Source organism: Enterobacter sp. Tr-810 (assembly GCF_011752765.1).
Classification (GTDB): domain Bacteria; phylum Pseudomonadota; class Gammaproteobacteria; order Enterobacterales; family Enterobacteriaceae; genus Enterobacter; species Enterobacter soli.
The window spans coordinates 451,177-476,159 of sequence record NZ_VWWW01000001.1 but is presented as its reverse complement, the minus strand read 5'-3'; the positions used below and the strand labels follow the sequence as shown (position 1 = coordinate 476,159).

Genomic DNA, 24,983 nt, shown 5'->3' with positions numbered 1-24,983 from the left:
ACAACCACCTGCCTGGCAGGTGGTTGATTTACGCTTTGCAGCACAGCACTTCATCGAACAACCAGCACCGGACAGGTGGCGTGACGCACAACAACCGCCGCATTTGACCCTAAAAGGTAGGTCGAAATGTCAGGGCGATGAGAGGCAATAATAATCAAATCAGCACGGATTGAATCCGCCAGTTTCAGTATCTGATCTTTAGGTGAGCCAGAAATGGCATGGGTATGCACTTTGTCTGCGGGCAAGTTGAACTGTTTAACCACCTCATCCAGTTTCGCTAACGCGTGCTGCTGTATCTCCGCCAGTTTCGGCGTTTCAATCGAATAAGCCAGCCCCAGTGACGAGTAATAAGGTAAAGACGGGATAACCGTCAGAAAATGCACGCTGGCGTTGTCGATTGCTGCGTTCGCCTGAACATAGGGGATCACCTGATGAGTCAGGCGGCTTTCGGAAATATCAATAGGCACCAAAATAGAATGGAACATACCGCACCTCCTGTTTGTTTTTTGTCCGCTTTAAGTTTAGCCCCGGTGAAACATCACCGGCGAGATTCGCGCGCAAAATGGGAGCCAGGGCGTTTTTCAGGTGATGACTGGAACAGGTCAGTGCGCCCCTGAACGGGGCGCGACGGGATTATTTCTGAATCAGATAGCGAATGGTTGGCCCATCCTGCTGGATATCCAGCACCGTATATCCGTGGTTTCTGGCATCCAGAGGGATGTTGTTAATGGATTGCGGACAATCGCTCACCACTTCCAGAATTTCCCCCTTCTTAAGCTGAGGCAGGGCCTCAAGCGTGGCGACCGCCGGATAAGGGCAAGGCTCGCCCACCATATCCAGGCGGTAGTCAGGCACAATCTCTTTCATGCGATATTCTCCTGGGTTTGAGTTTTAGTGGCTGTACGGCGAAAGAAGCGCTTTTCCTGGGCGACAACCAGCAGAAATGCAATCAGCAGCAGGGCGTAGGTCACCAGCAGACCGCCGAGCGGGCCGAAGGTATTCAGCAGGTTAACCTTGTCCCAGTTGGTTGCCAGTACCGGGGATAAATCATCCCAGAAGTACGCCAGCACCGTAGAGCCAATCACGTTGCCCAGCCCAACCCACCAGTAATGCACCTGGCCTTCTACCGCACGATACATCCAGCCCGTTTCACATCCACCGGCCAGCACAATTCCGAAACCAAACAGCAAACCGCCGATCACCGCATTGGGGCCAGCCCACATGATTTTCGGTTCAACGCCGAGTTGCACGTAGCTGAAAATACCGATCGCACTGACCGCCATCCCGGCAATAATGGCTTTTGCCATCATCGTACGGCCGGTTATCCACATATCGCGAAACGCAGAGGTAAAGCAGATCTGCGCACGTTCTATCAGTAAGCCAAAGCCAACGCCGAACAGCATTGCCAGGCCCAGTTTCGGCTGGTTAAGCGCAGTGCATAATCCCCAGGCCAGCATGGCGAAAAAGACCAGCATCCCGAGTCGAAAGCGACGGCGCGCCTGATCGGGTTTTTGCGTCAGCGGCGAGGCGGCACTGACTTTGGTCATTTTCACCGGAATGCGGAAGAAGGGCAGTAGAGTAAAGCGCGCGCCAAAGTAAGAGCCAATGGCCGTTGCCACGGCAAAGAACCAGGCGTGAAGTGAAAACTGTGGAATACCGGTAAAGAAAGCGGCCAGGTTACAGCCCATCGCCAGGCGCGCGCCGAAGCCGGCGATAATACCGCCCGCGACGGCCTGCATAATGCGGATCCGGCTTTTCGGCATTCGTAGCTTTACGTTGTTTGCCCACAGCGCAGCGGCAAAACAGCCCCCGAACATGCCGATAATCATCATCCCGTCGATACGGGTCAGAGGCGTACCGTCCAGATGAATCAGCTTAAAATAGCCCCACTCTTCGGTATGCACGCCCGCAAGCTGTAATAATTGCCCACCCCAACGGGTAAACTCACCCGTTACCGCCCAGAAGGTGCCGGTGATCCCGAAATAGTAGGTAGAAAGAATGCCCGCGGCGATAACCGCCGGAACCGGTGACCAGAACTTAACCAGGTAAGTCTGTTTGAATTGATGCCATGTCATGATGATGCCTCTGAACTCAGAAGGTGTATGTGGATTTAACGGGCTGGAATATAGAGCTTTTGCGCTTTCTCAAAAACCTCTCCCAACCATTTCTCCAGAATACCTGCCATTTTAATGACCTCAGTCATCAAAAGTTCATGCTCAGTAGGAAAGCGATATACAAAAATTAAATGTTTACGGACAGCATTGATACATCCAGCCTAATGGGGCGTTTGTTACGATGTTGCCGTGTGGACTTTGTAAAAGAGTTTTCCGGTGGGTGGAAAATAACAGTTTACAGGCAGGCGTATCATTAAATGACTGCCTGCTGGTATTGAAAACTATCAAATAAAGACTAAGCCTCAAGCCACATATCAGCTTCTTCAAACATCTCCTGCACAACCCGGCTTATCTGTTCCTTCTCATGCTTGCTTGCATCAGTGTTGATCGCTGGCAGTGTCATCATCGGTTTAACTCGAACTTCTGCATCCGGGAAAACGCGGCCAATCCGCTTTGTCAACTCATCCAGAATGATGTTTTTTGCACCTGGCAGGCCTTCGAAATTGCGTTTGTCATAAACGAGCTCTACGAACATTACCTTTCCTTAGATTGTGAAATTAGTCTTAGCTTGATCTTTGGTTTTAAAAATACAACTGTATATGTATACAGTCAATGGGTGGGTGAGGGTGTAACTCATGTCACGTCCATACGAGATAAGGGCTGTATTCGTTGAGGCCATACAACTCAATCAGGCTATTGCAATGTCAGCACTGACAGCTTCATTGCGAGACGGCGGTGACAAGACCACTGACGACAGCGAAAACCGCTACTGGATCCTTCATAACATGGGGTGGGTAGTCTGATGTGATTATGTCAAAGCTAAGTTTAAATTTCCGGGATAGGGAAAAGCTGAAATGTCCGCTCTGTGCTGCGAGTTCCATGGGTCGATGCAACGCTATCCTTAATCAAGGGCAACGTCATGTGCACTTTTTGGATATTGCAAGGTACAGCAGATAGATTACGCCAACCGGTATGGCCACGACGAAAATCAGCATGAAGTAGAATGCGTACAACCCGTTCTTCATCGGCGTTTCAGTATAGAAACCTGTAGTCCACTGTTCGCGTGTTGAATATTTCAGGGCAATCCGTTCAATCGCTTTTTTTGCAAAGGGGAAAATCAACCCACTTAGCATAGCGAGTACCATAAATATCTTCATTGTGGTTGTTTGAAGTTCATCATGCCAGCCAAAGGCGATAATCCCGAACACGACCAAACCCCAACATAAGTTACCCAGATAGTATTTAAGTGTCATGCTTACCTTATAAATCTAAACAGCCCTGTTGAAATTTCGCCTGTTCTCCGCTTTCCCGCGTCTCACAATCATAGCCTGAATGCAAAAGAGAAGCTTAAACATCCGCCTGGTGGCCGCAGTTTCAACGCGTGCGTTTGCTCAGCAGCATAACTTTGGTGCTGGGCGCAACGTTGTCACGGCCAATCTATAGATAAGATCAATGACAAAGACTTCTCTGAACCGTCATAAAAGCGTTTTATAATATCGGGTTTGCTGGCTTTTTATTGAGGACTCTATGAACCAACAGGCTGTTCTTTTTCTGGCGATTGCCATTGTGATGGAAGTCATTGCCACCACGGCGCTTAAGCTTTCGGATAGCTTTACGCGTCTGTTACCGAGCGTTGTGGCCATTCTGGGGTACTGCATTGCCTTCTGGTGCCTGACCATCCCGATGAAAAGCATTCCTACGGGGATTATCTACGCTATCTGGTCCGGGGTGGGTATCGTCATGATCGGCGCGGTTGGCTGGCTGTTTCTGGGGCAAAAACTCGATTTCCCGGCCATGCTGGGGATGTTGATGATTATCGGTGGGGTGGTGGTCATTAATCTCTTTTCGAAAAGCGTGGCCCACTAAGGGATACCCGTCTGGCAGCGAGCCAGACGGGTGACACTGTTTACGCTTTACGTGTAGCGGCTTTCATCTCGGTGACGAAGGCTTTCAGTTCGGCCAGCATCTGTTCTGGCTTATCAACGTTCTTCTCGATGATTTTCACAATCGCGGAGCCGGAAATGGCCCCGGCAGCCTGGGCATCAATCGCCGCAGTCACCTGCTCTGGTGAGGAGATACCAAAGCCTTGCAGCGGAGGCGCTGCGTGGTATTGCGCCAGTTTTTCCACCAGATGATGCAGTGGCAGCGCCGCTTTATTCTCGGCTCCGGTTACGCCTGCACGGGAAAGCAGATAGGTATAACCACGGCCGTAAGAGGCAATCTGACGCAGCAGTTCGTCATCGGCGTTTGGCGGGCAGATGAAAATTGGCGCAACATTATGACGCATTGCCGCCTGGCGGAACGGGGCAGACTCTTCAATCGGCACATCCGCAACCAGCACGGAATCCACACCCACGCGTGCACATTCGGCATAGAACTCATCAATACCGCGGTTAAACACGAGGTTGGCATACATCAGCAGGCCAATCGGGATTGTCGGGTGTTTCTGACGAATGGCAGCCAGCATCTCAAAGCACTGGGTTGGCGTTACGCCCGCGGCAAAGGCGCGCAGGGTCGCATTCTGAATGGTTGGGCCATCTGCCAGCGGATCTGAGAACGGGATCCCCAGTTCCAGCGCATCGGCACCAGCTTCCACCAGGGTGTCGATGATTTTCAGCGACTGTTCCGGGCCAGGATCGCCAAGGGTGACGAAGGGAACGAACGCGCCTTCCTTGCGGGCTTTCAGTTGTGCAAATGCGTTATCGTAGCGTTCCATCAGATTTCCCCTCGTGCTTTCAGAATATCGTGAACGGTGAAGATATCTTTGTCACCGCGACCGGAAAGGTTAACCACCAACAGCTGCTCTTTTTCCGGGTTTTCTTTCATCATTTTCAGCGCGTGTGCCAGCGCATGAGAGGACTCTAGCGCCGGGATGATCCCTTCGTGGCGACACAATGTTTTAAATGCTTCCAGCGCTTCGTCATCGGTAATAGAGACATAATCCGCACGACCGATGCTGTTCAGATACGCGTGCTGTGGCCCAACGGACGGGAAATCAAGGCCCGCAGAGATAGAGTAAGACTCTTCAATCTGGCCCTCATCCGTTTGCATCATCGGGGATTTCATACCGAAGTAGATCCCAACGCGGCCATGCTTGAGCGGCGCGCCGTGTTCACCGGTTTCGATACCGTGCCCGGCAGGCTCAACGCCAATCAGCCCTACGCTGGTGTCGTCGATGAAATCTGCAAACATCCCAATGGCGTTAGAGCCACCGCCCACGCAGGCGATCACTGCATCAGGCAGGCGCCCCTCTTTGTCGAGGATCTGGGCTTTGGTCTCTTCGCCGATCATGCGCTGGAATTCACGTACGATAGTCGGGAACGGATGCGGACCTGCCGCGGTGCCCAGCATATAGTGCGCGGTGTCATAGCTGCCAGACCAGTCGCGCAGCGCTTCGTTACAGGCATCTTTCAGCGTGGCCGAGCCGCTGTGTACCGGGATCACTTCAGCACCCATCAGACGCATACGGAACACGTTCGGCGACTGGCGTTCAACGTCTTTCGCACCCATGTAGATGCGGCATTTCAGGCCGAGCAGGGCACTGGCAAGAGCCGACGCCACACCGTGTTGACCCGCACCGGTTTCGGCGATGATTTCGGTTTTGCCCATACGCTTGGCGAGCAGCGCCTGACCCAACACCTGGTTGGTTTTGTGCGCGCCGCCGTGCAGTAAATCTTCACGCTTAAGGTACAGCGTGGTTTTTGTACCTTCGGTCAGGTTACGGCACTTGGTCAGCGCGGTCGGGCGGCCAGCGTAGTTTTTCAGCAGGTCGGTAAATTCAGCCTGAAATGCCGGATCCTTTTGTGCACTCACGAACGCTTCTTCCAGCTGGCGCAGCGCAGGCATCAGGATTTGCGGTACGTACATACCACCGAACTCACCAAAATACGGGTTTAGTAATGTCGTCATCTTCTCTTCCTTAATATGCACGCAGAGTTTTAAACACCGAGGCCAGCTTGCTGGCATCTTTGATACCCGGTTGGGACTCTACGCCTGAATTGAAATCGAGGCCGGCACAGCCGGTTTTCGCCGCTTCTACACAGTTATCCGGGCTCAGCCCGCCTGCCAGCAGCACGTTGTCCAGCACTTCACCATTCAGCAATGACCAGTCAAAACGCTGGCCGGTGCCGCCCTGGCCGTTGTCGAGTACGTATTTATCAACATGATTAAGATTACGCGCGGGCAGGGTGTCGCCTACGCTCTGGGCTTTCCAGATTTGCACCTGTGGTGCCAAAACTTGACGTAGGGCGTCGATATACGCCTGGTCTTCGCTGCCGTGCAACTGGACTGCGCTAAGCGATAAGGTTTCGGCTTTCGCGGCAACATCAGCAATATCCGCGTTACGGAACACGCCCACGTAGCTAAGTGGTGCTGCCGCGATAATTCCACGTGCCCGCTCGACGGTAACGGCCCGAGGGGAGGTGTCGACGAAGATCAGCCCGCCGTAAATCGCACCGGCTTCACAGGCTGCCTGCGCGTCCTGTTCACGGGTTAAGCCGCAAACTTTGTTTTCCCCAAGCAGCACGCGGCGCACGGCAGCGTTGAGATCGTCATATGCCATCATGGCGGAACCAATCAGGAAGCCGTTGGCAAAATGGCTCAGCTCGCGCACCTGGGCATAAGTGTTAATGCCGGATTCGCTGATAACCGTCACGCCGGAACCGAGGCGCGGCGCAAGCTGGCGTGTACGGTTAAGGTCAATTGACAGGTCACGCAGGTCGCGGTTGTTAATGCCAACCACTTTGGCTTTCAGCGCAATGGCGCGTTCCAGCTCTTCTTCGTTGCTCACTTCGGTCAGCACGCCCATGTTCAGGCTATGTGCCACGGCAGAGAGCTGGCGATACTGTTCGTCGTCAAGCACCGAGAGCATCAGCAGGCAGGCATCGGCCTGGTAAAACCGTGCCAGCCAGATTTGGTACGGATCGATAATAAAGTCTTTGCACAGGATTGGCTGCGGGGCGATGCCGCTGACAATCGGCAGAAAATCAAAACTGCCCTGGAAATATTTTTCATCTGTCAGCACGGAGATGGCTGACGCATGATGTTTGTAGACGCCTGCAATGCGTGCAGGATCAAAATCATCACGGATAACGCCTTTTGACGGAGAAGCTTTTTTACACTCCAGGATAAACGCGGTGCGCGTACCCTGAAGGGCATCGTAAAAACGGCGGCTGCTTGGTACGACATCATTCTGAAAACTGGCAAGCGGCTGCTGTTGTTTGCGTGCTTCTACCCAGATGGCCTTATCGGCAACAATTTTCGCTAAAACGGTCTGCATTCTTTACCCTCTCGCCGCAAGTGCGGTAACGCGATCGTATGCTGCGCCAGAGCGCAGTACGTCCAGAACTTTTTGTGCGTTGACCTTCAGGTCTTCTTCACCGTGTAAACGCATCAGCATGGCAACGTTGGCGGCAACGGCAGCCTCATGAGCGGACTCACCTTTACCTTGTAGTAAGCGCGTCAGAATGTCACGGTTTTCTTCCGGTGTGCCGCCTGCCAGCGCTTCCTGGCGATAGGGCACTAATCCAAAGTCTTCGGCTTCAAGCTGGTAGCTATGGATTTCGCCCTCGCGCAGCTCTGCAACCAGCGTTGGTGCATGAAGAGACACTTCATCCATACCGCCGCTGTGTACGACTGCGGCACGCTGATAACCCAGTACACGTAAGGTTTCGGCAATCGGCAGTACCAGTTCCGGGCTGTAAACGCCAATCAGCGCCAGCGGCGGATGCGCCGGGTTAATCAGTGGGCCCAGCACGTTAAACAGGGTGCGGGTTTTCAGCTGCTGTCGAACCGGCATCGCATGGCGGAAACCGGTGTGGTATTTCGGGGCAAACAGGAAACAGACACCCAAATCGTCCAGAGCTTCACGCGAGCGTTCTGCCTTCATGTCCAGGTTGATGCCAAAGGCCGCCAGTAAATCAGACGACCCCGAACGGCTGGATACGCTGCGGTTACCGTGTTTCGCCACTTTCATCCCACAGGCTGCTGCCACAAATGCGCTGGCCGTGGAGATATTGATGCTGTTGCTGCCGTCACCGCCGGTGCCGACGATATCGGCAAACGGATAATCAGGGCGCGGAAACGGTGCGGCGTTTTCCAGCAGTGCGGTTGCTGCGCCAGCTATCTCCTGCGGGCTTTCGCCGCGGACTTTCATGCTGACCAGCGCTGCTGCCAGCTGTTCAGGTTTCAGTTCACCGCGAACTACAGCGGAGAAGAGCTGGTGGCTTTCCTGCTGGCTCAGCGTCTTCGCCTGGTACAGTTTTTCCAGAATCGGCTGGAGCGTATTGGTTTGCTCCAGTTTCTGTAACGCCCAGTCGAGGGTCTGTTCCAGCAGACGCGCGCCGTTAGAGGTCAGAATAGATTCCGGGTGGAATTGTAGGCCGCAAACGCGATCGGCATCGTGGCGCACCGCCATCACCATGCCTTCGAACGAGGCGTTAATCGTCAGCCCCGCCGGGATATTGCTGCCAACCAGCGAGTGATAACGCGCAACCGGCAGTGGGTTTGGCAACCCGGCAAACATCGCCTGGCCGTCATGTTCAATGCTGGAGGCTTTACCGTGCAGAATTTCACCGGCCTGGCCGACATAGCCGCCGTAAGCTTCAACGATCGCCTGATGACCAAGGCAGATACCGATGATCGGCAGCTTACCGCGCATCCGGGTCAGCAGCTCTGGCATACAGCCCGCTTCGCTTGGTGCGCCAGGCCCAGGGGAGAGCATCAGCACCGGGTTTTGCATAGTGCCCAGACGCTCAATCAGGGTCTGCGCCGGAACATGGTTACGGTAAATAACAACGTTGTGGCCATTCGCACGCAGCTGATCTGCCAGGTTGTAAGTAAAGGAGTCGATATTATCGAGCAGCAGAATGTCAGCCATCAGAAAATCTCCTGTGCATGGTGTGCGGTAGCAATGGCGCGCAATACCGCGCGAGCTTTACTGCGAGTTTCGTCAGCTTCAGACTGCGGAACAGAATCCAGAACGATACCCGCACCCGCCTGGACGGTGGCAATGCCATCTTCCACATATGCAGAGCGGATAACGATGCAGGTATCGAGATCGCCGTGAGCGGTGAAATACCCTACTGCACCGCCGTAACTGCCGCGACGACGGCCTTCGGCTTCGGCGATAAGCTGCATGGCGCGAACTTTTGGCGCACCGCTCAGGGTACCCATGTTCATGCAGGCACGGTAGGCGTGAAGCACGTCCAGGTCGCTGCGCAGTTCACCGACCACGCGGGATACCAGGTGCATCACAAATGAATAACGGTCGACTTTGGTGAGGTCAGCGACGTAGCGGCTGCCTGGGGTACAAATTCGTGCCAGGTCGTTGCGCGCCAGGTCTACCAGCATCAGATGCTCGGACAGCTCTTTATGGTCGGTGCGCATTTCCAGCTCAATACGGCTGTCGAGATCGCGGTCAAGCGAGCCATCGGCACGGCGGCCACGCGGGCGTGTCCCGGCAATCGGGTAGATCTCAATCTGGCGGCTGGTGGCATCGTATTTCAGTGAGCTTTCCGGAGAGGCGCCAAACAGGGTGAAATCATTGTCCTGCATAAAGAACATGTACGGGCTCGGGTTGCTCTTTTTCAGCACATCGTAGGCGGCCAGCGGTGACGGGCAAGGCAGCGAGAAACGACGGGACGGAACTACCTGGAAAATTTCACCGGCGCGAATCGCTTTTTGCATCTGACGCACGACGGCACCGTACTGATCGTCAGTCTGATTAACATCGCATTGCATTTTTTCCACGCGCTGAACCGGCAGCACAGGGGGCTCTTCGGTCAATTGCTGCTGAAGTTGCGCGATGCGGTGATCAAGACGTTTCTTTTCCGATACCGACGGCGTGAACAGGCTTGCCTGAATGCGGGTGTATTTTTTCTGATGGTCGATCACCAGCAATGTTTCGGCCAGATAGAAGCAGTAGTCCGGGCAGCGGTTGCCTTGTTCGGTTTCCGGTAAATCTTCAAAACCTGCGACCAGGTCATACGCAAACAGCCCGCCAAAGAACATGGCTTCACGTTCATCTTCAGGCACTGAAACCAGATTTTGCAGCAGTCGGAAGGCATCGAATACAGACAGGGAGCACAGGCGGGCGTCTTCATCCAGCAGCTGACTGACCGGCGGGAAATGCAGCACACGCATCTCCGGGTGATGTTCATTCTCGATGCCAGCAGGCAGCGCGGCATCCAGCAGCGGCAGCAGGGATGCACCGTTGTCAGATAAGGCTTTAATTGTGACGGTGTCACCTAACGCGGTAATGCGCAGCGCGCTGTCGACCAGCAACAGGCTTTTGAGATCGTCTTTGCTGTCGATATCCGCTGATTCCAGCAGCAGGGTGGCCGGACGCGCACCGCACACCTGATGAAACAGCGCGGTAGGGTTATGGCGATAGGCCGCCTCGCAGGTCAGCAATTCGAGGTGTGGTTTGGCTGTTTGCATGATGTTCTTCTCATTTATTCTGTTCAAAAAAAAGCCCGCTTTAGCGCGGGCCTGGTATCTGTTTGCATTTCGCAGACGAGTGACACTGCCCGATAATCAGGAAGTGCGCCACCAACCGTGCAGAGTGAAATGTGCTGTCATTTTCAGATACCTTTCTCGTGTGAACTTGCGTACTAGTTAACTAGTTCGATGGCGTGTTGTCAACCCTTGATTTCAGAATTTTGCGGCAAGCCGTTATCATAGGCCTCTGAGATGTTATTAACCTGTGATGGGAAGTGTTTTGAGCGATACCACCTACGCCGTAATTTACGATTTACACAGCCATACTCAGGCTTCTGATGGCCTGCTGACGCCCGAAGCTCTCGTCCACCGTGCCGTCGAAATGCGCGTTGGCACGCTGGCGATAACCGATCACGATACAACGGATGCTATTCCTGCGGCGCGTGCCGAAATTGCCCGCTGCGGTTTACCGCTAAACCTGGTTGCTGGTGTGGAGATCTCAACCCTCTGGGAAAACCATGAAATTCATATCGTTGGCCTGAACATCGATATAGAACATCCTGCAATGTGCGCATTTTTGCAAGAACAAAAAACGCGTCGTAACCTTCGCGCAGAGATGATTGGCGAGCGTCTCGAAAAAGCCCATATCCCGGGGGCACTGGAAGGGGCTCAGAAGCTGGCGAACGGCGGTGCCGTTACGCGCGGTCATTTTGCCCGTTTTCTGGTTGAGGCCGGTAAAGCCACCACCATGGCCGACGTGTTTAAAAGATACCTGGCGCGCGGGAAAACCGGATACGTTCCGCCACAGTGGTGTACAATAGAACAAGCTATTGATGTGATTCATCATTCTGGTGGCAAGGCAGTGCTGGCCCATCCTGGGCGGTATAATCTTTCTGCTAAATGGCTGAAAAGGCTGTTGGCTCACTTCGCCGAGCGCGGAGGAGACGCGATGGAAGTCGCACAATGCCAGCAGGCACCCAATGAGCGTTCGCAGCTCGCGACCTATGCCCGCCAGTTTGGGCTTCTTACGTCACAGGGCTCTGATTTCCATCAGCCTTGTGCGTGGATAGAACTGGGTCGCAAACTCTGGCTCCCCGCAGGCGTAGAGCCTGTCTGGCAGCTCTGGGAACAGCCGAAGCAACTTGAAGAGAGGGAAGTATGAGTCAGTTTTTCTATATTCATCCAGATAACCCGCAACCCCGCCTGATCAATCAGGCCGTGGAGATTGTCCGCAAGGGGGGCGTTATCGTTTATCCGACCGACTCGGGTTACGCGCTGGGCTGCAAAATTGAAGACAAAGGGGCGATGGAGCGTATCTGTCGCATTCGCCAGCTGCCAGACGGCCATAACTTTACGTTGATGTGCCGCGATCTCTCTGAGCTGTCCACCTATGCTTATGTTGATAACGTGGCGTTTCGTCTGATCAAAAACAACACGCCGGGTAACTACACTTTTATCCTGAAAGGGACAAAAGAGGTTCCGCGCCGTCTGTTGCAGGAAAAACGTAAAACCATCGGGATGCGCGTTCCTTCGAACCCGATTGCACAGGCGCTGCTGGAGACTCTAGGTGAGCCGATGCTGTCGACGTCGCTCATGCTGCCTGGCAGCGAGTTTACCGAGTCCGACCCGGATGAAATCAAGGATCGACTGGAGAAGGTGGTAGACTTGGTTATTCACGGTGGATACCTCGGGCAGCAGCCGACTACCGTGGTTGATCTGACTGACGATGCGCCGGAAGTGATTCGCGAAGGCGTGGGTGATGTTAAACCTTTCTTGTAAAGGTGTAAGCAGCTATACTACGCGGCCATCAAAACGGGGCGCTGCCGTGTTTTGACCTGATTCGACGCCTGTGAAGGCGACACCTGAGGAAGCTCAATGAGCGAGAAGTTACAGAAAGTGCTGGCGCGCGCCGGCCACGGTTCACGCCGTGAAATCGAAGCTATTATTGAAGCAGGTCGCGTGAGTGTGGACGGTAAAGTCTCCACGCTGGGCGACCGCGTAGAAATTGTACCGGGGCTGAAGATCCGTATCGACGGTCATCTTATCTCGGTAAAAGAGTCCGCTGAACAGATCTGCCGCGTGCTGGCCTATTACAAGCCAGAAGGTGAGCTGTGTACCCGCAATGACCCGGAAGGTCGCCCGACAGTATTCGACCGCCTGCCTAAACTGCGCGGCGCTCGCTGGATTGCCGTGGGTCGTCTGGATGTGAACACCTGCGGTCTGCTGCTGTTTACCACTGACGGTGAGCTGGCAAACCGCCTGATGCACCCAAGCCGCGAAGTTGAACGTGAATACGCAGTGCGTGTATTCGGCCAGGTTGATGAGAACAAACTGCGCGACCTGTCGCGTGGCGTGCAACTGGAAGACGGCCCGGCGGCGTTCAAAACCATCAAATTTACCGGTGGTGAAGGGATTAACCAGTGGTACAACGTTACCCTGACAGAAGGCCGTAACCGCGAGGTTCGTCGTCTGTGGGAAGCGGTTGGTGTGCAGGTGAGCCGCCTGATCCGCGTACGTTATGGCGACATCCTGCTGCCGAAAGGTCTGCCGCGTGGTGGCTATACCGAGCTGGATTTAACCCAGACTAACTACCTGCGTGAACTGGTCGGCCTGACGCCGGAAACCACCTCTAAAGTGGCGGTTGAAAAAGATCGTCGTCGCATGAAAGCGAACCAGATCCGCCGTGCGGTAAAACGTCACAGCCAGGTGAGCAATAATCGCCGCTCTGGCAGCCGTAATAACAACGGTTAATCTTTAAAAGCCCGGTCTCATCAACCGGGCTTTTTTCTTAGTAATCAATCCCGATCTGGGCTTTGATACCTGCATCGAAAGCATGTTTAACCGGGCGTAATTCGCTGACGGTATCGGCTATTTCAAGAATATCCCGGTGGCATCCGCGTCCCGTTATAATCACCGTCTGGTGCGCCGGACGAGCCTGTAATGCAGCCAGTACAGCATCCAGCGGCAGATAGTCGTAGGCCACCATATAGGTGATTTCATCCAGCAGCACCATGTTCAGCGTGGGGTCTGCCAGCATTCTTTTCGCGTGTTCCCAGACGGCCAGACACGCGGCTGTATCGGTTTCACGGTTTTGTGTGTCCCAGGTAAATCCGGTCGCCATGACCTGAAATTCGACGCCGTGCGGCTCCAGCAGGTTACGCTCTCCGTTAGGCCATTCGCCTTTAATAAACTGAATAACACCCACTTTCTGACCATGGCCCACAGCGCGAGTGGCCGTGCCAAACGCGGCGGTGGTTTTACCTTTCCCGTTGCCGGTGAAAACAATAATAATGCCGCGCTCATCCTGGGCTGCGGCGACACGTGCATCGACCTGTTCTTTCAGACGTTGTTGGCGTTGCTGATGGCGTTCTTCACTCATTGCGAAATCCCTGGTTTACGGCCTGGCTGTGCGTCAAAGGTCATACCGGTTTTACGGCGGCTGTCATCACCCATGAGCCAAAGATAGAGCGGCATAATTTCGGCCGGAGTTTTCAGTTTTTGCGGATCTTCACCCGGGAACGCGCTGGCGCGCATTTTGGTGCGTGTTCCGCCCGGATTAATGCAATTTACGCGCAGATGGCGGCTCTGATACTCCTCGGCCAGCACCTGCATCATGCCTTCTGTGGCAAATTTTGATACCGCGTACGCTCCCCAGTTTGCACGTCCCTGACGCCCAACGCTTGACGATGTAAAGACCAGCGATCCTGAATCAGATTTGAGTAATAAAGGAAGCAATGCCTGTGTCAGGAAAAATGTCCCGTTGACGTTAACCTGCATCACCTGCTGCCAGAGCTCCGGCTTTTGTTCATCCATAGGGCGAACTTCCCCGAGCAACCCGGCGTTGTGCAATACGCCGTCGAGGCGCGGGTGGTGCGTTGCAATTCGCTGTGCAAGCTCCTGGCACGTCTCAGGCGTGCAGGTAAGTAAATCGAGCGTATACCAGGGGGCTAATGCGCCGCCTTCGTCTTCTATTTCTTGCGCCACGTCGCGCAGTTTGTCTTCGTTTCTGCCCACCAGGATGACGTGTGCCCCGTAGCGGGAGTAAGTCAGCGCAGCTTCACGACCAATCCCGTCGCTGGCACCGGTGACAAGAATGATGCGGTTTTGTAGTAAATCTTTTTGCGGTTGATAGTGCACGGTGACTCCTCTGGGCGCTGCACGTAGATCGCGCCTGCTTTTTATCACTTTTCGGCTTTATGCCCGAAATAGCATGAGAATTCAATCAGTCTACAGGACGCTTCTCTGTGAAATTAACAATTTGCAAATATTTCATCCAGTAACGGGGATTCCTGAAGGCGGCTCGCACAGGTATTGTCACGAGCAAGACGCCTGACAACGGCTGTTGTACACTGGCGGGGAAGAATCGTGGTTAAATCAAGGTGGAACACGTGGAATTACTTTCTGAATATGGGTTGTTTTTAGCCAAAATCGCGACGGTGGTGATTGCCATTGCGGTCATCGCGGTCTTGCTCGTTAACCTGACCCAGCGTAAACGTCAGCGTGGCGAATTGCGGATCACCCGCTTAAGCGAACAGTATAAGGAGATGCAGGAAGAGATGTCCCTTGCGCTGCTGGATAGCCATCAGCAGAAACAGTGGGTAAAAGTGCAAAAGAAAAAGCACAAGCAGGAAGCTAAAGCGGCCAAAGCGAAAGCAAAATCACAGCTCCCACAGAATGACGTTAAACCACGTGTTTATGTTCTCGATTTTAAAGGCAGTATGGATGCGCATGAAGTGACCTCCTTACGCGAAGAGGTAACGGCAGTGCTTGCAGTGGCGAAGCCTGCGGATCAGGTGGTATTACGTCTTGAAAGCCCTGGCGGTGTGGTGCATGGCTATGGCCTGGCAGCGTCTCAACTCCAGCGTCTGCGTGATAAACAGATTCCGTTGACCGTCGCCGTGGATAAAGTGGCCGCGAGCGGTGGCTACATGATGGCATGTGTGGCCGACAAAATTGTAGCTGCGCCGTTTTCAATCATTGGCTCTATTGGCGTTGTGGCGCAAATTCCGAATTTTAACCGCTTCCTGAAAAACAAAGAGATCGACATTGAGCTGCATACCGCCGGGCAGTACAAACGCACGCTGACGCTGCTGGGTGAAAACACCGAAGAGGGGCGTCAGAAGTTTCGTGAAGACCTTAATGAAACCCACCATCTCTTTAAAGACTTTGTGCAGCGTATGCGCCCAACCCTGGATATTGAGCAGGTTGCAACCGGGGAGCACTGGTACGGCACGCAGGCTCAGGAAAAAGGGCTGGTGGATGATGTCGGTACCAGTGACGATCTGCTGTTAGGGCTGATGGAAGGGCGTGAGCTGGTCGGCGTGCGCTTTGCGCAGCGTAAACGCCTGCTCGACCGGTTTACCAACAGCGCTGCGGAAAGTGCAGATCGCCTGCTGCTACGCTGGTTACAACGCGGACAAAAACCGCTGCTGTAAACGAAAACGCGAGGCATCTGCCTCGCGTTTTGCGTTAATCGACCAGGTGATATTTCTCAGATAGCGTATGCGCCAGGTATTTAAACATGTTAAACACCGCGGTGCTTTTCGGGGTGGGTAACCCTTGCTCATCAAGGAAATATTCACCGCTGAACACCAGCACGCCATTTCGTTGCTCTACGCCGGTCGCTTCGATGCCAGCGAGAGTATCTTCATGGTTGCGAATCAGTTTGTTCGCTTCAATAAGAAGAGATGCTCGGTCAATTGGTTGGGTTGTATTCTGCATAATCCACTCCTTAAACAGTGACAATAGTCTACGCCGGAGGGGCTTTGGGGGCAAATTTTCCCTGTTATCAGAGGGGGTAAGCACGGTTCCGGCGGCTGGCGGGAATCGCTATTACATGCTAATAAAGTTGCGTAACGAATTTTATCAGGTACAGTGTGCGCTTTCGTCATTCTGGCAACAGAATTGCTTGACATTCGAGCGGGAATTCGTCACGAATTAACGTCTATCTGAGAAAAATACCCGATAACTCAATCACCTGGACGTCATCTTTCTGACGCAGGGTAAGACAAAGGGGTTGATATCCCCTGACGCAGTCTCAATATCAAGAGCTCGTCGTCAGCGGAAGGGAAATCAACGTGCGGCGTATTCCTGGAAGAATTAAATTAGGTAAAGGTGAATATGGGTAAAGCTCTCGTTATCGTTGAGTCCCCGGCAAAAGCCAAAACGATCAATAAGTATCTGGGTAATGACTACGTGGTTAAATCCAGCGTTGGTCACATCCGCGATTTGCCGACCAGTGGCTCAGCCAGCAAAAAGAGCGCAGACTCTACCTCCACCAAAGGGGCTAAAAAGCCTAAAAAGGATGAACGTAGCGCGCTTGTCAACCGCATGGGTGTTAACCCGTGGCACAACTGGGATGCACAATATGAAGTGCTGCCAGGAAAAGAAAAGGTCGTTAATGAGCTGAAGCAGCTCGCTGAAAAAGCCGACCACATCTATCTCGCAACCGACCTTGACCGCGAAGGGGAAGCCATTGCATGGCACCTGCGGGAAGTGATCGGTGGCGACAACAAACGCTACAGCCGTGTAGTGTTTAACGAAATTACGAAAAATGCGATTCGCCAGGCGTTTGAAAAGCCTGGTGAGCTGAATATCGACCGCGTTAATGCTCAGCAAGCACGTCGCTTTATGGACCGTGTTGTGGGCTATATGGTTTCTCCGCTTCTGTGGAAAAAGATTGCCCGTGGCCTGTCAGCAGGGCGCGTTCAGTCCGTAGCGGTACGTCTGGTTGTTGAACGTGAGCGCGAAATCAAAGCGTTTGTACCAGAAGAGTACTGGGAAGTAGACGCCAACGTCACCACACCAGGTGGTGACGCGCTGCCGTTGCAGGTAAGCCATCATAACGACAAGCCGTTCCGTTCTGAAAATCGCGAGCAGACAATGGCTGCCGTCGCGTTGCTGGAAAAAGCACGCTATCAGGTTCTGGAGCGCGAAGATAAACCGACCAGCAGTAAGCCTGGCGCACCTTTTATTACGTCCACACTGCAACAGGCGGCGAGCACGCGTCTGAGCTATGGCGTGAAGAAAACCATGATGATGGCGCAGCGCTTGTATGAAGCGGGCTACATCACCTATATGCGTACTGACTCAACCAACCTGAGCCAGGATGCCGTCAACATGGTGCGCGGTTATATCAGCGACAACTTTGGTAAAAAATACCTGCCAGAAAGTGCTAACCAGTTCGCCAGCAAAGAGAATTCTCAGGAAGCGCACGAAGCGATTCGTCCTTCTGATGTCTCTGTGTTGGCTGAATCGCTGAAAGATATGGAAGCCGACGCGCAGAAACTGTATCAGCTGATCTGGCGTCAGTTTGTGGCGTGTCAGATGACGCCAGCCCAGTACGACTCCACCACGCTGACCGTGGGGGCAGGTGATTTCCGCCTGAAAGCGCGTGGACGTATCCTGCGCTTTGATGGCTGGACAAAAGTGATGCCTGCGCTGCGTAAAGGTGATGAAGACAGAACCCTGCCTGCGGTAAACAAGGGCGATGCACTGTCTCTGGTCGACCTGGTTCCGGCACAGCACTTCACCAAACCGCCTGCGCGTTTCAGTGAAGCGTCACTGGTTAAAGAGCTGGAAAAACGTGGTATTGGTCGTCCGTCAACGTACGCATCAATTATCTCGACTATCCAGGATCGCGGTTACGTTCGCGTTGAAAGCCGTCGTTTCTATGCAGAAAAGATGGGTGAGATTGTTACCGACCGTCTGGAAGCTAACTTCCGCGAGCTGATGAACTACGATTTCACCGCGCAGATGGAGGACAGCCTTGACCAGGTGGCCAGCCATCAGGCTGAGTGGAAAAAGGTACTCGACAGCTTCTTTAGCGACTTTACCCAACAACTGGATAAAGCCGAGAAAGATCCGGAAGAAGGCGGGATGCTGCCGAACCAGATGGTGCTGACCAGTATCGACTGCCCAACCTGCGGTCGTAAGATGGGTATCCGTACTGCCACGACCGGCGTCTTCCTGGGCTGTTCTGGCTACGCGCTTTCACCGAAAGAGCGTTGCAAAACCACCATTAACCTGGTGCCAGAGAACGAAGTGCTCAACATTCTTGAAGGCGACGATGCCGAAACGAACGCCTTGCGTGCGAAGCGTCGTTGTAAGAAATGTGGCACTGCGATGGACAGTTATCTGATCGATCCTAAACGCAAACTGCACGTCTGCGGTAATAACCCAACCTGTGATGGGTATGAGATCGAAGAGGGTGAGTTCCGCATTAAGGGCTACGACGGCCCAATCGTTGAGTGTGAAAAATGTGGCTCCGAAATGCACCTGAAAATGGGACGTTTTGGTAAATACATGGCCTGCACTAACGACGAGTGTAAGAACACCCGTAAGATCCTGCGTAACGGTGAAGTTGCACCACCGAAGGAAGATCCGGTTCCGCTGCCAGAGTTGCCGTGTGAGAAATCAGACGCCTACTTCGTGCTGCGTGACGGCGCCGCCGGGGTCTTCCTGGCCGCCAATACCTTCCCGAAATCGCGTGAAACTCGTGCGCCGCTGGTGGAAGAGTTGTATCGCTTCCGCGATCGTCTGCCGGAGAAACTGCGTTATCTGGCCGATGCGCCGCAGCAGGATCCAGAAGGTAACAAGACGGTTGTGCGTTTTAGCCGTAAAACCAAACAGCAGTATGTTGCCGCAGAGAAAGAGGGTAAAGCGACAGGGTGGTCAGCCTTCTTTGTTGACGGTAAATGGGCTGAAGGCAAAAAATAATCTGCACTTACCGTAACTTACCTGTAAAAGGGCCGGTCTTCCGGCCCTTTTTTATTACGTCGTTATTATTTTTTGTTCCGTACTATACAGTCAGGCTATAAATGATATAGTGGTTATAGTTAACCCTTTTCTTATTATCAAATCGTCTTAAGCGATTGACCGCGTGCGCTAAATCGGATGGTCTGGCATGAAACTACAGCAGCTTCGCTATATCGTTGAGGTGGTAAATCACAACCTTAACGTCTCTTCTACCGCTGAAGGTCTATATACCTCTCAACCCGGCATCAGTAAGCAAGTTCGAATGCTGGAGGATGAACTCGGTATTCAGATCTTTGCCCGTAGCGGTAAACACCTCACTCAGGTTACGCCGGCGGGGCAGGAGATAATCCGTATCGCCCGGGAAGTGCTTTCTAAAGTCGATGCGATTAAATCGGTGGCAGGAGAGCACACCTGGCCTGACAAAGGCTCGTTGTACATTGCCACCACCCATACTCAGGCGCGTTATGCCCTGCCTGGGGTGATTAAAGGCTTTATCGAACGTTACCCGCGCGTATCGTTGCATATGCACCAGGGATCACCGACGCAAATCGCTGAAGCGGTATCCAAGGGCAACGCAGATTTCGCCATTGCCACAGAAGCGCTGCATCTGTACGACGACCTGGTGATGCTGCCATGCTATCACTGGAACCGCTCGATTGTGGTTACACCCGATCACCCGCTTGCCGGGAAGGGGTCGGTGACTATTGAAGAGCTGGCGCAATATCCGCTGGTAACCTATACCTTCGGCTTCACCGGCCGTTCTGAGCTGGACACCGCATTTAACCGTGCAGGTTTAACGCCGCGGATTGTCTTTACTGCAACAGACGCAGACGTGATTAAAACCTATGTCCGGCTGGGGCTTGGGGTAGGGGTCATTGCCAGCATGGCGGTTGATCCGGTATCCGACCCGGATTTAGTCCGTCTCGATGCGCATGATATTTTCAGCCATAGCACAACCAAAATTGGTTTCCGCCGTAGCACCTTCCTGCGCAGCTATATGTATGATTTTATTCAGCGCTTTGCGCCGCATTTAACGCGCGATGTCGTAGATACCGCCGTAGCTCTGCGCTCCAATGAAGACATCGAAGAGATGTTTAAAGACATTAAACTCCCTGCCAAATAATCACTCCCGGTATCTTTCCATTACGGAAAGATACCGATATATCCGCCTAAACCTAAATCATAATTATCATCATCTGCACTTCGCTGACATATAATGTCATAATCCATTTTATTTATAGGGTTTTACTGTCGTGAATTTGCGACAAAAGTAGAAAGTAAATTCCGACTGCGCAAATAATTCTTTTCAATTATTTATTTCTGGTCAAAAGATTGAATATTTAATCTGGACCACAGCGTAAATTCACTGGCTTTTCAGCTAAAGTTTCTTTAGGATTTATCTCAACTGATAATTACTTGTACCAATTGTTTGGTATCAAAATGATAAGCGATGTCGATTGTATGAGGTTAGCAATGCCGTCAGGAAGTGAAGAACCGCAAAGGGACCCTGCGCTTAAACGCAAAGCCTGGATGACGGTCTTTGTTGTCTCTGCCCTGTTTTGGGTGGTGGTTGCTCTCCTGGCCTGGAAATATTGGGGTTAACTATGACAGTGACGGTACGTACAGAATCGGTCAAACAGATGTGTCAGCATCGTGACAGTAGCCACAAAGCGCGTAAAGAGCCGGCTACCAGTGTTCCAGCCTCATGGAAACTCACGCCGCAGCAGAAGGCCTTTATTGATATCTTCGCTGAAGACGAACCTAAAAAACAATAATTTAGTTTTGAGCGTTATTACGCGAATAGTCTGAAGAATGTCTTTGCGCTTTTGTACTCTTTTATAAATACACATCAGCAATATTGTACTGAGGAACTGACTCAGGATCGCTAATTAATAAAGTCTGGTGTTGCTATGATGAATAACGTGACAACTCTCAAATACTGGTCGTGGATAGGCGCTTTTTCGCTGTCGATTCTCTTCTGGTGTCAGCTTGTCTGGCTGACAATTTTTTAATTGGTAAAACCTCGCTACGGCGGGGTTTTTTGTTTTATACCCGCCGTCTTCGCCCGCAAGAATTTATCAATTTGGGTTGTTATCAAAACGTTACATCCACCATGTGTTATCTTTAATTACAGCCCTGGAGTTAATCAGGGTATCCCTGTAATTAAGGAGGAGCTTATGTCGTTAACCCTACGCGAAGCCAGTAAGGACACGTTACAGGCAGAAAACAAAACCTGGCATTACTACAGTTTGCCGCTGGCTGCCAAAAGCCTTGGGGACATTTCGCGGTTACCCAAGTCGCTGAAAGTTTTACTGGAAAATCTCTTACGCTGGCAGGATGGCGATTCTGTCACTGCTGATGATATTCACGCGCTGGCCGGATGGCTAAAACATGCCCACGCGGACCGGGAAATTGCCTACCGGCCCGCCAGGGTGCTGATGCAGGACTTCACGGGCGTACCTGCCGTGGTTGATTTAGCCGCCATGCGGGAAGCCGTAAAACGTCTCGGTGGTGACACGGCGAAAGTCAACCCGCTCTCCCCGGTGGATCTGGTTATTGACCACTCCGTTACCGTCGACCGCTTTGGTGACGAAGACGCGTTCGATGAGAACGTGCGTCTGGAAATGGAGCGCAATCACGAACGCTATGTCTTTCTGAAGTGGGGACAACAGGCGTTCAGCCGGTTCAGCGTCGTGCCACCCGGCACCGGTATTTGCCACCAGGTTAATCTCGAATATCTGGGGAAAGCCGTCTGGAGCGAATTACAGGGTAAAGAGTGGGTCGCTTATCCTGACACGCTGGTGGGCACCGATTCCCATACTACTATGATCAATGGCCTTGGCGTGCTGGGATGGGGCGTGGGTGGGATTGAAGCCGAAGCCGCGATGCTCGGGCAGCCGGTTTCAATGCTGATACCCGATGTCGTGGGTTTTAAACTCAACGGTAAGCTCTCTGAAGGCATTACTGCCACTGACCTGGTGCTGACCGTCACCCAGATGCTGCGCCAGCATGGTGTGGTGGGCAAATTTGTTGAGTTCTATGGTGATGGCCTTGATTCTCTCCCGCTTGCGGACCGCGCCACTATTGCCAATATGTCGCCAGAGTATGGTGCAACCTGCGGCTTTTTCCCGGTCGATAATGTCACACTTGACTATTTACGCCTGAGTGGGCGTTCAGAAGAGCAGGTGGCTCTCGTAGAGGCGTACACCAAAGCGCAGGGAATGTGGCGTAACCCGGGTGACGAGCCGGTCTTTACCAGCACCCTGGAGCTTGATATGGGCACCGTTGAGGCAAGCCTCGCAGGGCCAAAACGTCCGCAGGATCGGGTGGCGCTACAAAACGTCCCCAAAGCCTTTGTGGCCAGTAATGAGCTGGAACTTAACGCGGCACAAAAAGATCATCGCCCGGTAGATTATGTGCTGAACGGACAAACCTGGCAGCTGCCGGAAGGCGCGGTTGTCATTGCGGCCATTACCTCCTGTACCAATACCTCTAACCCGAGCGTGCTAATGGCGGCGGGCCTGCTGGCGAAAAAAGCCGTAGAGCTTGGGTTAAAACCGCAGCCGTGGGTGAAAGCATCGTTAGCTCCGGGGTCGAAAGTGGTATCCGATTACCTGGCAAAGGCAAAACTCACACCGTATCTGGACGAACTTGGATTTAATCTTGTGGGGTACGGATGTACCACCTGTATCGGGAACTCAGGGCCTTTGCCTGAGCCTATTGAGCAGGCGATTAAACAAGGTGATCTCACGGTTGGCGCTGTTTTGTCTGGTAACCGCAATTTCGAAGGACGTATTCACCCGCTGGTGAAAACGAACTGGCTGGCATCACCGCCGTTGGTTGTGGCCTATGCGCTGGCCGGCAACATGAACGTCAATCTGGTTTCCGACCCTATTGGGCAAGACCGTAATAACCAGCCGGTTTACCTCAAAGATATCTGGCCGACATCGCAGGAAATTGCGCGCGCGGTTGAGCAGGTTTCTACCGAAATGTTCCATAAAGAGTACTCAGAAGTGTTTGAAGGTACGCCTGAATGGAAAACCATTGCAGTCGAGGGGTCTGACACCTACGCCTGGCAGGATGATTCGACTTATATCCGCCTGTCGCCTTTCTTTGATGAGATGCAGGCGCAACCCGTGCCGCTGAAAGATATCCAGGGCGCGCGCGTGCTGGCCATGTTGGGCGACTCTGTGACCACGGACCATATCTCCCCGGCAGGCAGCATCAAAGCCGACAGCCCGGCAGGGCGTTATTTGCAGGGCCGTGGTGTGGAGCGGCGGGACTTTAACTCATACGGTTCACGACGTGGTAACCATGAAGTCATGATGCGCGGTACGTTTGCCAATATCCGTATCCGCAATGAAATGGTGCCGGGTGTGGAAGGGGGCATGACTCGCTACCTGCCAGGAACGGAAGTGGTGTCGATTTATGATGCGGCGGTCAGTTATCAGCAGGCGGGGATCCCACTCGCGGTTATTGCCGGTAAAGAGTACGGTTCCGGCTCCAGCCGTGACTGGGCGGCAAAAGGGCCGCGTTTGCTGGGTGTCCGGGTGGTTATTGCCGAGTCATTTGAACGTATTCACCGTTCGAATCTGATTGGTATGGGGATTTTGCCGCTTGAGTTCCCGCAGGGCGTGACGCGCAAAACGCTGGGATTGACCGGGGAGGAGCAGATAGACATCAGTGGATTGCAAAACCTGCAACCGGGTAAAACGGTGCCGGTGAAGCTTACGCGTGCTGACGGTAAAACAGAAATGCTTGATTGCCGGTGCCGCATTGATACCGCAACAGAGCTGACGTATTACCAGAACGACGGCATCCTGCACTATGTAATTCGTAAGATGCTGGATTGATGGAATGTGCCCGGCGCACATTACCGCACCGGGCTTATAGCCATTATTCGTTTAACAGATGGCCCATTTTCGCGGCTTTAGTGTCGAGATAGTGGGCATTTTTCGGGTTACGCCCCACAATCAACGGTACACGTTCAACAATGTTGATGCCGGCTTCCGTCAGGATCTCAACTTTACGTGGGTTGTTCGTCAGCAGACGCACTTCATCCACGCCCAGCAGCTTGAACATATCTGCGCACAGGGTGAAATCACGCTCATCGGCGGCAAAACCAAGCTGATGGTTAGCTTCGACCGTATCGTAACCCTGATCCTGAAGGGCATAAGCGCGGATTTTATTCAGCAGACCGATATTACGGCCTTCCTGGCGGTGATAGAGCAGAACCCCACGACCTTCTTCCGCGATGTGCGTCAGGGCCGCTTCCAGCTGGAAACCGCAGTCGCAGCGCAGGCTGAACAAGGCATCGCCCGTCAGACACTCCGAATGGACGCGAGACAACACCGGCGTCTGCCCTGAAATGTCGCCAAACACTAAGGCGACGTGATCTTGTCCGGTTGCCAGTTCTTCAAATCCCACCATCAGGAAATCGCCCCATGGGGTTGGCAGTTTGGCTTCTGCCACACGTTTAAGCTGCATGTGATTCTCCAGAGTATGCTGACACGTTTCGTGTCTTTCGCCTGTTTGGCTTTCTGTATCTGTTCATTTTGCCACAAGCTCAGCAACTTCGCCTAATCGCCACCATGCTATACGAACGTTAAACGCACGATCCGACATATCCACCTGTCGGGCGAAATTCAGTTATGATTGTGACGCTTAGCGAAC

General features: G+C 53.0%; 25 protein-coding genes and 1 other annotated feature. Of the genes, 11 read left to right on the top strand and 14 right to left on the bottom strand.

The features are described from left to right. Window positions 1-50 precede the first annotated feature (50 nt). The 5 genes from uspF to F3J30_RS02235 all read right to left on the bottom strand — a co-directional run bounded on the left by uspF (window position 51) and on the right by F3J30_RS02235 (window position 3,367). The gene (gene uspF / locus F3J30_RS02255) at window positions 51-485 is read right to left on the bottom strand and encodes a universal stress protein UspF (RefSeq protein WP_166715537.1); all 435 of its coding nucleotides are present in this window, start codon (window positions 483-485) and stop codon (window positions 51-53) included. Window positions 486-633: 148 nt separating this feature from the next. Beyond that, a complete protein-coding gene (gene yedF, locus F3J30_RS02250; protein WP_166715534.1) occupies window positions 634-867 on the bottom strand; it encodes a sulfurtransferase-like selenium metabolism protein YedF in 234 nt (77 codons plus the stop codon). After that, window positions 864-2,075 carry a selenium metabolism membrane protein YedE/FdhT gene (gene yedE, locus F3J30_RS02245; RefSeq protein WP_166715531.1) on the bottom strand — a complete coding sequence of 404 codons (1,212 nt, stop codon included), beginning with the start codon at window positions 2,073-2,075 and terminating at the stop codon, window positions 864-866. Before yedE ends, yedF begins: the two co-directional genes overlap by 4 nt. 334 nt (window positions 2,076-2,409) lie before the next feature. Then, window positions 2,410-2,649 carry a DinI family protein gene (locus F3J30_RS02240; RefSeq protein ID WP_014070517.1) on the bottom strand — a complete coding sequence of 80 codons (240 nt, stop codon included), beginning with the start codon at window positions 2,647-2,649 and terminating at the stop codon, window positions 2,410-2,412. Between the two features lie 382 nt (window positions 2,650-3,031). After that, on the bottom strand, window positions 3,032-3,367 hold the full coding sequence (locus F3J30_RS02235; RefSeq protein WP_014070515.1) for a colicin E1 family microcin immunity protein: 336 nt from the start codon (window positions 3,365-3,367) through the stop codon (window positions 3,032-3,034). Between the two features lie 274 nt (window positions 3,368-3,641). Here F3J30_RS02235 and F3J30_RS02230 point away from each other — a divergent pair, with 274 nt between their 5' ends. After that, on the top strand, window positions 3,642-3,980 hold the full coding sequence (locus tag F3J30_RS02230) for an SMR family transporter (RefSeq protein ID WP_014070514.1): 339 nt from the start codon (window positions 3,642-3,644) through the stop codon (window positions 3,978-3,980). Between the two features lie 40 nt (window positions 3,981-4,020). Here F3J30_RS02230 and trpA read toward each other — a convergent pair whose 3' ends face one another. From trpA to F3J30_RS02205, 5 genes are read right to left on the bottom strand one after another with little or no spacing between them, the layout of a single operon-like run. After that, window positions 4,021-4,830 carry a tryptophan synthase subunit alpha gene (gene trpA / locus F3J30_RS02225; protein ID WP_166715529.1) on the bottom strand — a complete coding sequence of 270 codons (810 nt, stop codon included), beginning with the start codon at window positions 4,828-4,830 and terminating at the stop codon, window positions 4,021-4,023. Beyond that, window positions 4,830-6,023, bottom strand: a complete 1,194-nt coding sequence (trpB, locus tag F3J30_RS02220; RefSeq protein ID WP_014070512.1) for a tryptophan synthase subunit beta — start codon at window positions 6,021-6,023, stop codon at window positions 4,830-4,832. Before trpB ends, trpA begins: the two co-directional genes overlap by 1 nt. Window positions 6,024-6,033: 10 nt before the next feature. After that, entirely contained in the window at window positions 6,034-7,392 is a 1,359-nt protein-coding gene (gene trpCF / locus F3J30_RS02215) for a bifunctional indole-3-glycerol-phosphate synthase TrpC/phosphoribosylanthranilate isomerase TrpF (RefSeq protein ID WP_166715527.1), read from the bottom strand. Between the two features lie 3 nt (window positions 7,393-7,395). After that, window positions 7,396-8,991, bottom strand: a complete 1,596-nt coding sequence (gene trpD / locus F3J30_RS02210; RefSeq protein WP_166715525.1) for a bifunctional anthranilate synthase glutamate amidotransferase component TrpG/anthranilate phosphoribosyltransferase TrpD — start codon at window positions 8,989-8,991, stop codon at window positions 7,396-7,398. Beyond that, window positions 8,991-10,553 (bottom strand): anthranilate synthase component 1, encoded by a 1,563-nt coding sequence (locus tag F3J30_RS02205; RefSeq protein WP_166715523.1) that lies wholly within the window; start codon window positions 10,551-10,553, stop codon window positions 8,991-8,993. Before F3J30_RS02205 ends, trpD begins: the two co-directional genes overlap by 1 nt. A 25-nt stretch (window positions 10,554-10,578) precedes the next feature. Then, window positions 10,579-10,673, bottom strand: a sequence feature (Trp leader region). A gap of 160 nt (window positions 10,674-10,833) precedes the next feature. Here F3J30_RS02205 and rnm point away from each other — a divergent pair. The 3 genes from rnm to rluB all read left to right on the top strand — a co-directional run bounded on the left by rnm (window position 10,834) and on the right by rluB (window position 13,304). After that, complete coding sequence (rnm, locus tag F3J30_RS02195; RefSeq protein ID WP_166715521.1) at window positions 10,834-11,715, top strand: RNase AM; 882 nt, start codon at window positions 10,834-10,836, stop codon at window positions 11,713-11,715. Next, window positions 11,712-12,332, top strand: a complete 621-nt coding sequence (locus F3J30_RS02190; RefSeq protein WP_014070507.1) for an L-threonylcarbamoyladenylate synthase — start codon at window positions 11,712-11,714, stop codon at window positions 12,330-12,332. The genes rnm and F3J30_RS02190 overlap by 4 nt, the downstream gene beginning before the upstream one ends. Before the next feature lie 96 nt (window positions 12,333-12,428). Next, window positions 12,429-13,304, top strand: coding sequence for a 23S rRNA pseudouridine(2605) synthase RluB (gene rluB / locus F3J30_RS02185; protein WP_014070506.1), 876 nt, complete (start codon window positions 12,429-12,431; stop codon window positions 13,302-13,304). A 37-nt stretch (window positions 13,305-13,341) separates the two neighbouring features. On the opposite strand, the gene cobO is transcribed toward rluB, so the two are convergent. Both cobO and F3J30_RS02175 read right to left on the bottom strand, forming a co-directional pair. Next, window positions 13,342-13,932: a cob(I)yrinic acid a,c-diamide adenosyltransferase gene (cobO, locus tag F3J30_RS02180; RefSeq protein WP_166715519.1), complete on the bottom strand. Its 591-nt coding sequence runs from the start codon at window positions 13,930-13,932 to the stop codon at window positions 13,342-13,344. Next, a complete protein-coding gene (locus F3J30_RS02175) occupies window positions 13,929-14,690 on the bottom strand; it encodes a YciK family oxidoreductase (RefSeq protein WP_166715517.1) in 762 nt (253 codons plus the stop codon). Before F3J30_RS02175 ends, cobO begins: the two co-directional genes overlap by 4 nt. A gap of 251 nt (window positions 14,691-14,941) precedes the next feature. Here F3J30_RS02175 and sohB point away from each other — a divergent pair, with 251 nt between their 5' ends. After that, on the top strand, window positions 14,942-15,988 hold the full coding sequence (sohB, locus tag F3J30_RS02170) for a protease SohB (protein ID WP_166715515.1): 1,047 nt from the start codon (window positions 14,942-14,944) through the stop codon (window positions 15,986-15,988). A 34-nt stretch (window positions 15,989-16,022) separates the two neighbouring features. On the opposite strand, the gene F3J30_RS02165 is transcribed toward sohB, so the two are convergent. After that, entirely contained in the window at window positions 16,023-16,274 is a 252-nt protein-coding gene (locus tag F3J30_RS02165) for a YciN family protein (protein ID WP_014070502.1), read from the bottom strand. Between the two features lie 399 nt (window positions 16,275-16,673). Here F3J30_RS02165 and topA point away from each other — a divergent pair, with 399 nt between their 5' ends. The 6 genes from topA to acnA all read left to right on the top strand — a co-directional run bounded on the left by topA (window position 16,674) and on the right by acnA (window position 24,163). Next, complete coding sequence (gene topA / locus F3J30_RS02160; RefSeq protein ID WP_166715514.1) at window positions 16,674-19,271, top strand: type I DNA topoisomerase; 2,598 nt, start codon at window positions 16,674-16,676, stop codon at window positions 19,269-19,271. A 187-nt stretch (window positions 19,272-19,458) separates the two neighbouring features. Then, a complete protein-coding gene (gene cysB / locus F3J30_RS02155; RefSeq protein WP_006175683.1) occupies window positions 19,459-20,433 on the top strand; it encodes an HTH-type transcriptional regulator CysB in 975 nt (324 codons plus the stop codon). Between the two features lie 338 nt (window positions 20,434-20,771). Then, window positions 20,772-20,912, top strand: a complete 141-nt coding sequence (locus F3J30_RS02150) for a YmiA family putative membrane protein (RefSeq protein ID WP_217186602.1) — start codon at window positions 20,772-20,774, stop codon at window positions 20,910-20,912. Window positions 20,913-20,914: 2 nt separating this feature from the next. Beyond that, window positions 20,915-21,085, top strand: coding sequence for a hypothetical protein (locus tag F3J30_RS02145; protein WP_041162075.1), 171 nt, complete (start codon window positions 20,915-20,917; stop codon window positions 21,083-21,085). Window positions 21,086-21,223: 138 nt separating this feature from the next. Next, window positions 21,224-21,322 carry a small membrane protein YmiC gene (gene ymiC / locus F3J30_RS22580; protein WP_041162233.1) on the top strand — a complete coding sequence of 33 codons (99 nt, stop codon included), beginning with the start codon at window positions 21,224-21,226 and terminating at the stop codon, window positions 21,320-21,322. A 165-nt stretch (window positions 21,323-21,487) separates the two neighbouring features. Continuing rightward, a complete protein-coding gene (gene acnA, locus F3J30_RS02140) occupies window positions 21,488-24,163 on the top strand; it encodes an aconitate hydratase AcnA (RefSeq protein ID WP_166715513.1) in 2,676 nt (891 codons plus the stop codon). Window positions 24,164-24,206: 43 nt separating this feature from the next. Here acnA and ribA read toward each other — a convergent pair whose 3' ends face one another. Next, the gene (gene ribA, locus F3J30_RS02135) at window positions 24,207-24,797 is read right to left on the bottom strand and encodes a GTP cyclohydrolase II (RefSeq protein ID WP_014070497.1); all 591 of its coding nucleotides are present in this window, start codon (window positions 24,795-24,797) and stop codon (window positions 24,207-24,209) included. Window positions 24,798-24,983: the final 186 nt, after the last annotated feature.

Excerpts from the sequence above, each read along its gene's own strand:
- topA (WP_166715514.1), top strand. The coding sequence starts at position 16,674 with ATGGGTAAAGCTCTCGTTATCGTTGAGTCCCCGGCAAAAGCCAAAACG.
- yedE (WP_166715531.1), bottom strand. The coding sequence starts at position 2,075 with ATGACATGGCATCAATTCAAACAGACTTACCTGGTTAAGTTCTGGTCA.
- acnA (WP_166715513.1), top strand. The coding sequence starts at position 21,488 with ATGTCGTTAACCCTACGCGAAGCCAGTAAGGACACGTTACAGGCAGAA.
- F3J30_RS02235 (WP_014070515.1), bottom strand. The coding sequence starts at position 3,367 with ATGACACTTAAATACTATCTGGGTAACTTATGTTGGGGTTTGGTCGTG.
- ymiC (WP_041162233.1), top strand. The coding sequence starts at position 21,224 with ATGAATAACGTGACAACTCTCAAATACTGGTCGTGGATAGGCGCTTTT.
- F3J30_RS02165 (WP_014070502.1), bottom strand. The coding sequence starts at position 16,274 with ATGCAGAATACAACCCAACCAATTGACCGAGCATCTCTTCTTATTGAA.
- F3J30_RS02150 (WP_217186602.1), top strand. The coding sequence starts at position 20,772 with ATGAGGTTAGCAATGCCGTCAGGAAGTGAAGAACCGCAAAGGGACCCT.
- trpA (WP_166715529.1), bottom strand. The coding sequence starts at position 4,830 with ATGGAACGCTACGATAACGCATTTGCACAACTGAAAGCCCGCAAGGAA.
- uspF (WP_166715537.1), bottom strand. The coding sequence starts at position 485 with ATGTTCCATTCTATTTTGGTGCCTATTGATATTTCCGAAAGCCGCCTG.
- rluB (WP_014070506.1), top strand. The coding sequence starts at position 12,429 with ATGAGCGAGAAGTTACAGAAAGTGCTGGCGCGCGCCGGCCACGGTTCA.
- F3J30_RS02240 (WP_014070517.1), bottom strand. The coding sequence starts at position 2,649 with ATGTTCGTAGAGCTCGTTTATGACAAACGCAATTTCGAAGGCCTGCCA.
- F3J30_RS02230 (WP_014070514.1), top strand. The coding sequence starts at position 3,642 with ATGAACCAACAGGCTGTTCTTTTTCTGGCGATTGCCATTGTGATGGAA.
- trpCF (WP_166715527.1), bottom strand. The coding sequence starts at position 7,392 with ATGCAGACCGTTTTAGCGAAAATTGTTGCCGATAAGGCCATCTGGGTA.
- cobO (WP_166715519.1), bottom strand. The coding sequence starts at position 13,932 with ATGAGTGAAGAACGCCATCAGCAACGCCAACAACGTCTGAAAGAACAG.
- F3J30_RS02190 (WP_014070507.1), top strand. The coding sequence starts at position 11,712 with ATGAGTCAGTTTTTCTATATTCATCCAGATAACCCGCAACCCCGCCTG.
- trpD (WP_166715525.1), bottom strand. The coding sequence starts at position 8,991 with ATGGCTGACATTCTGCTGCTCGATAATATCGACTCCTTTACTTACAAC.
- trpB (WP_014070512.1), bottom strand. The coding sequence starts at position 6,023 with ATGACGACATTACTAAACCCGTATTTTGGTGAGTTCGGTGGTATGTAC.
- ribA (WP_014070497.1), bottom strand. The coding sequence starts at position 24,797 with ATGCAGCTTAAACGTGTGGCAGAAGCCAAACTGCCAACCCCATGGGGC.
- F3J30_RS02145 (WP_041162075.1), top strand. The coding sequence starts at position 20,915 with ATGACAGTGACGGTACGTACAGAATCGGTCAAACAGATGTGTCAGCAT.
- cysB (WP_006175683.1), top strand. The coding sequence starts at position 19,459 with ATGAAACTACAGCAGCTTCGCTATATCGTTGAGGTGGTAAATCACAAC.
- F3J30_RS02205 (WP_166715523.1), bottom strand. The coding sequence starts at position 10,553 with ATGCAAACAGCCAAACCACACCTCGAATTGCTGACCTGCGAGGCGGCC.
- yedF (WP_166715534.1), bottom strand. The coding sequence starts at position 867 with ATGAAAGAGATTGTGCCTGACTACCGCCTGGATATGGTGGGCGAGCCT.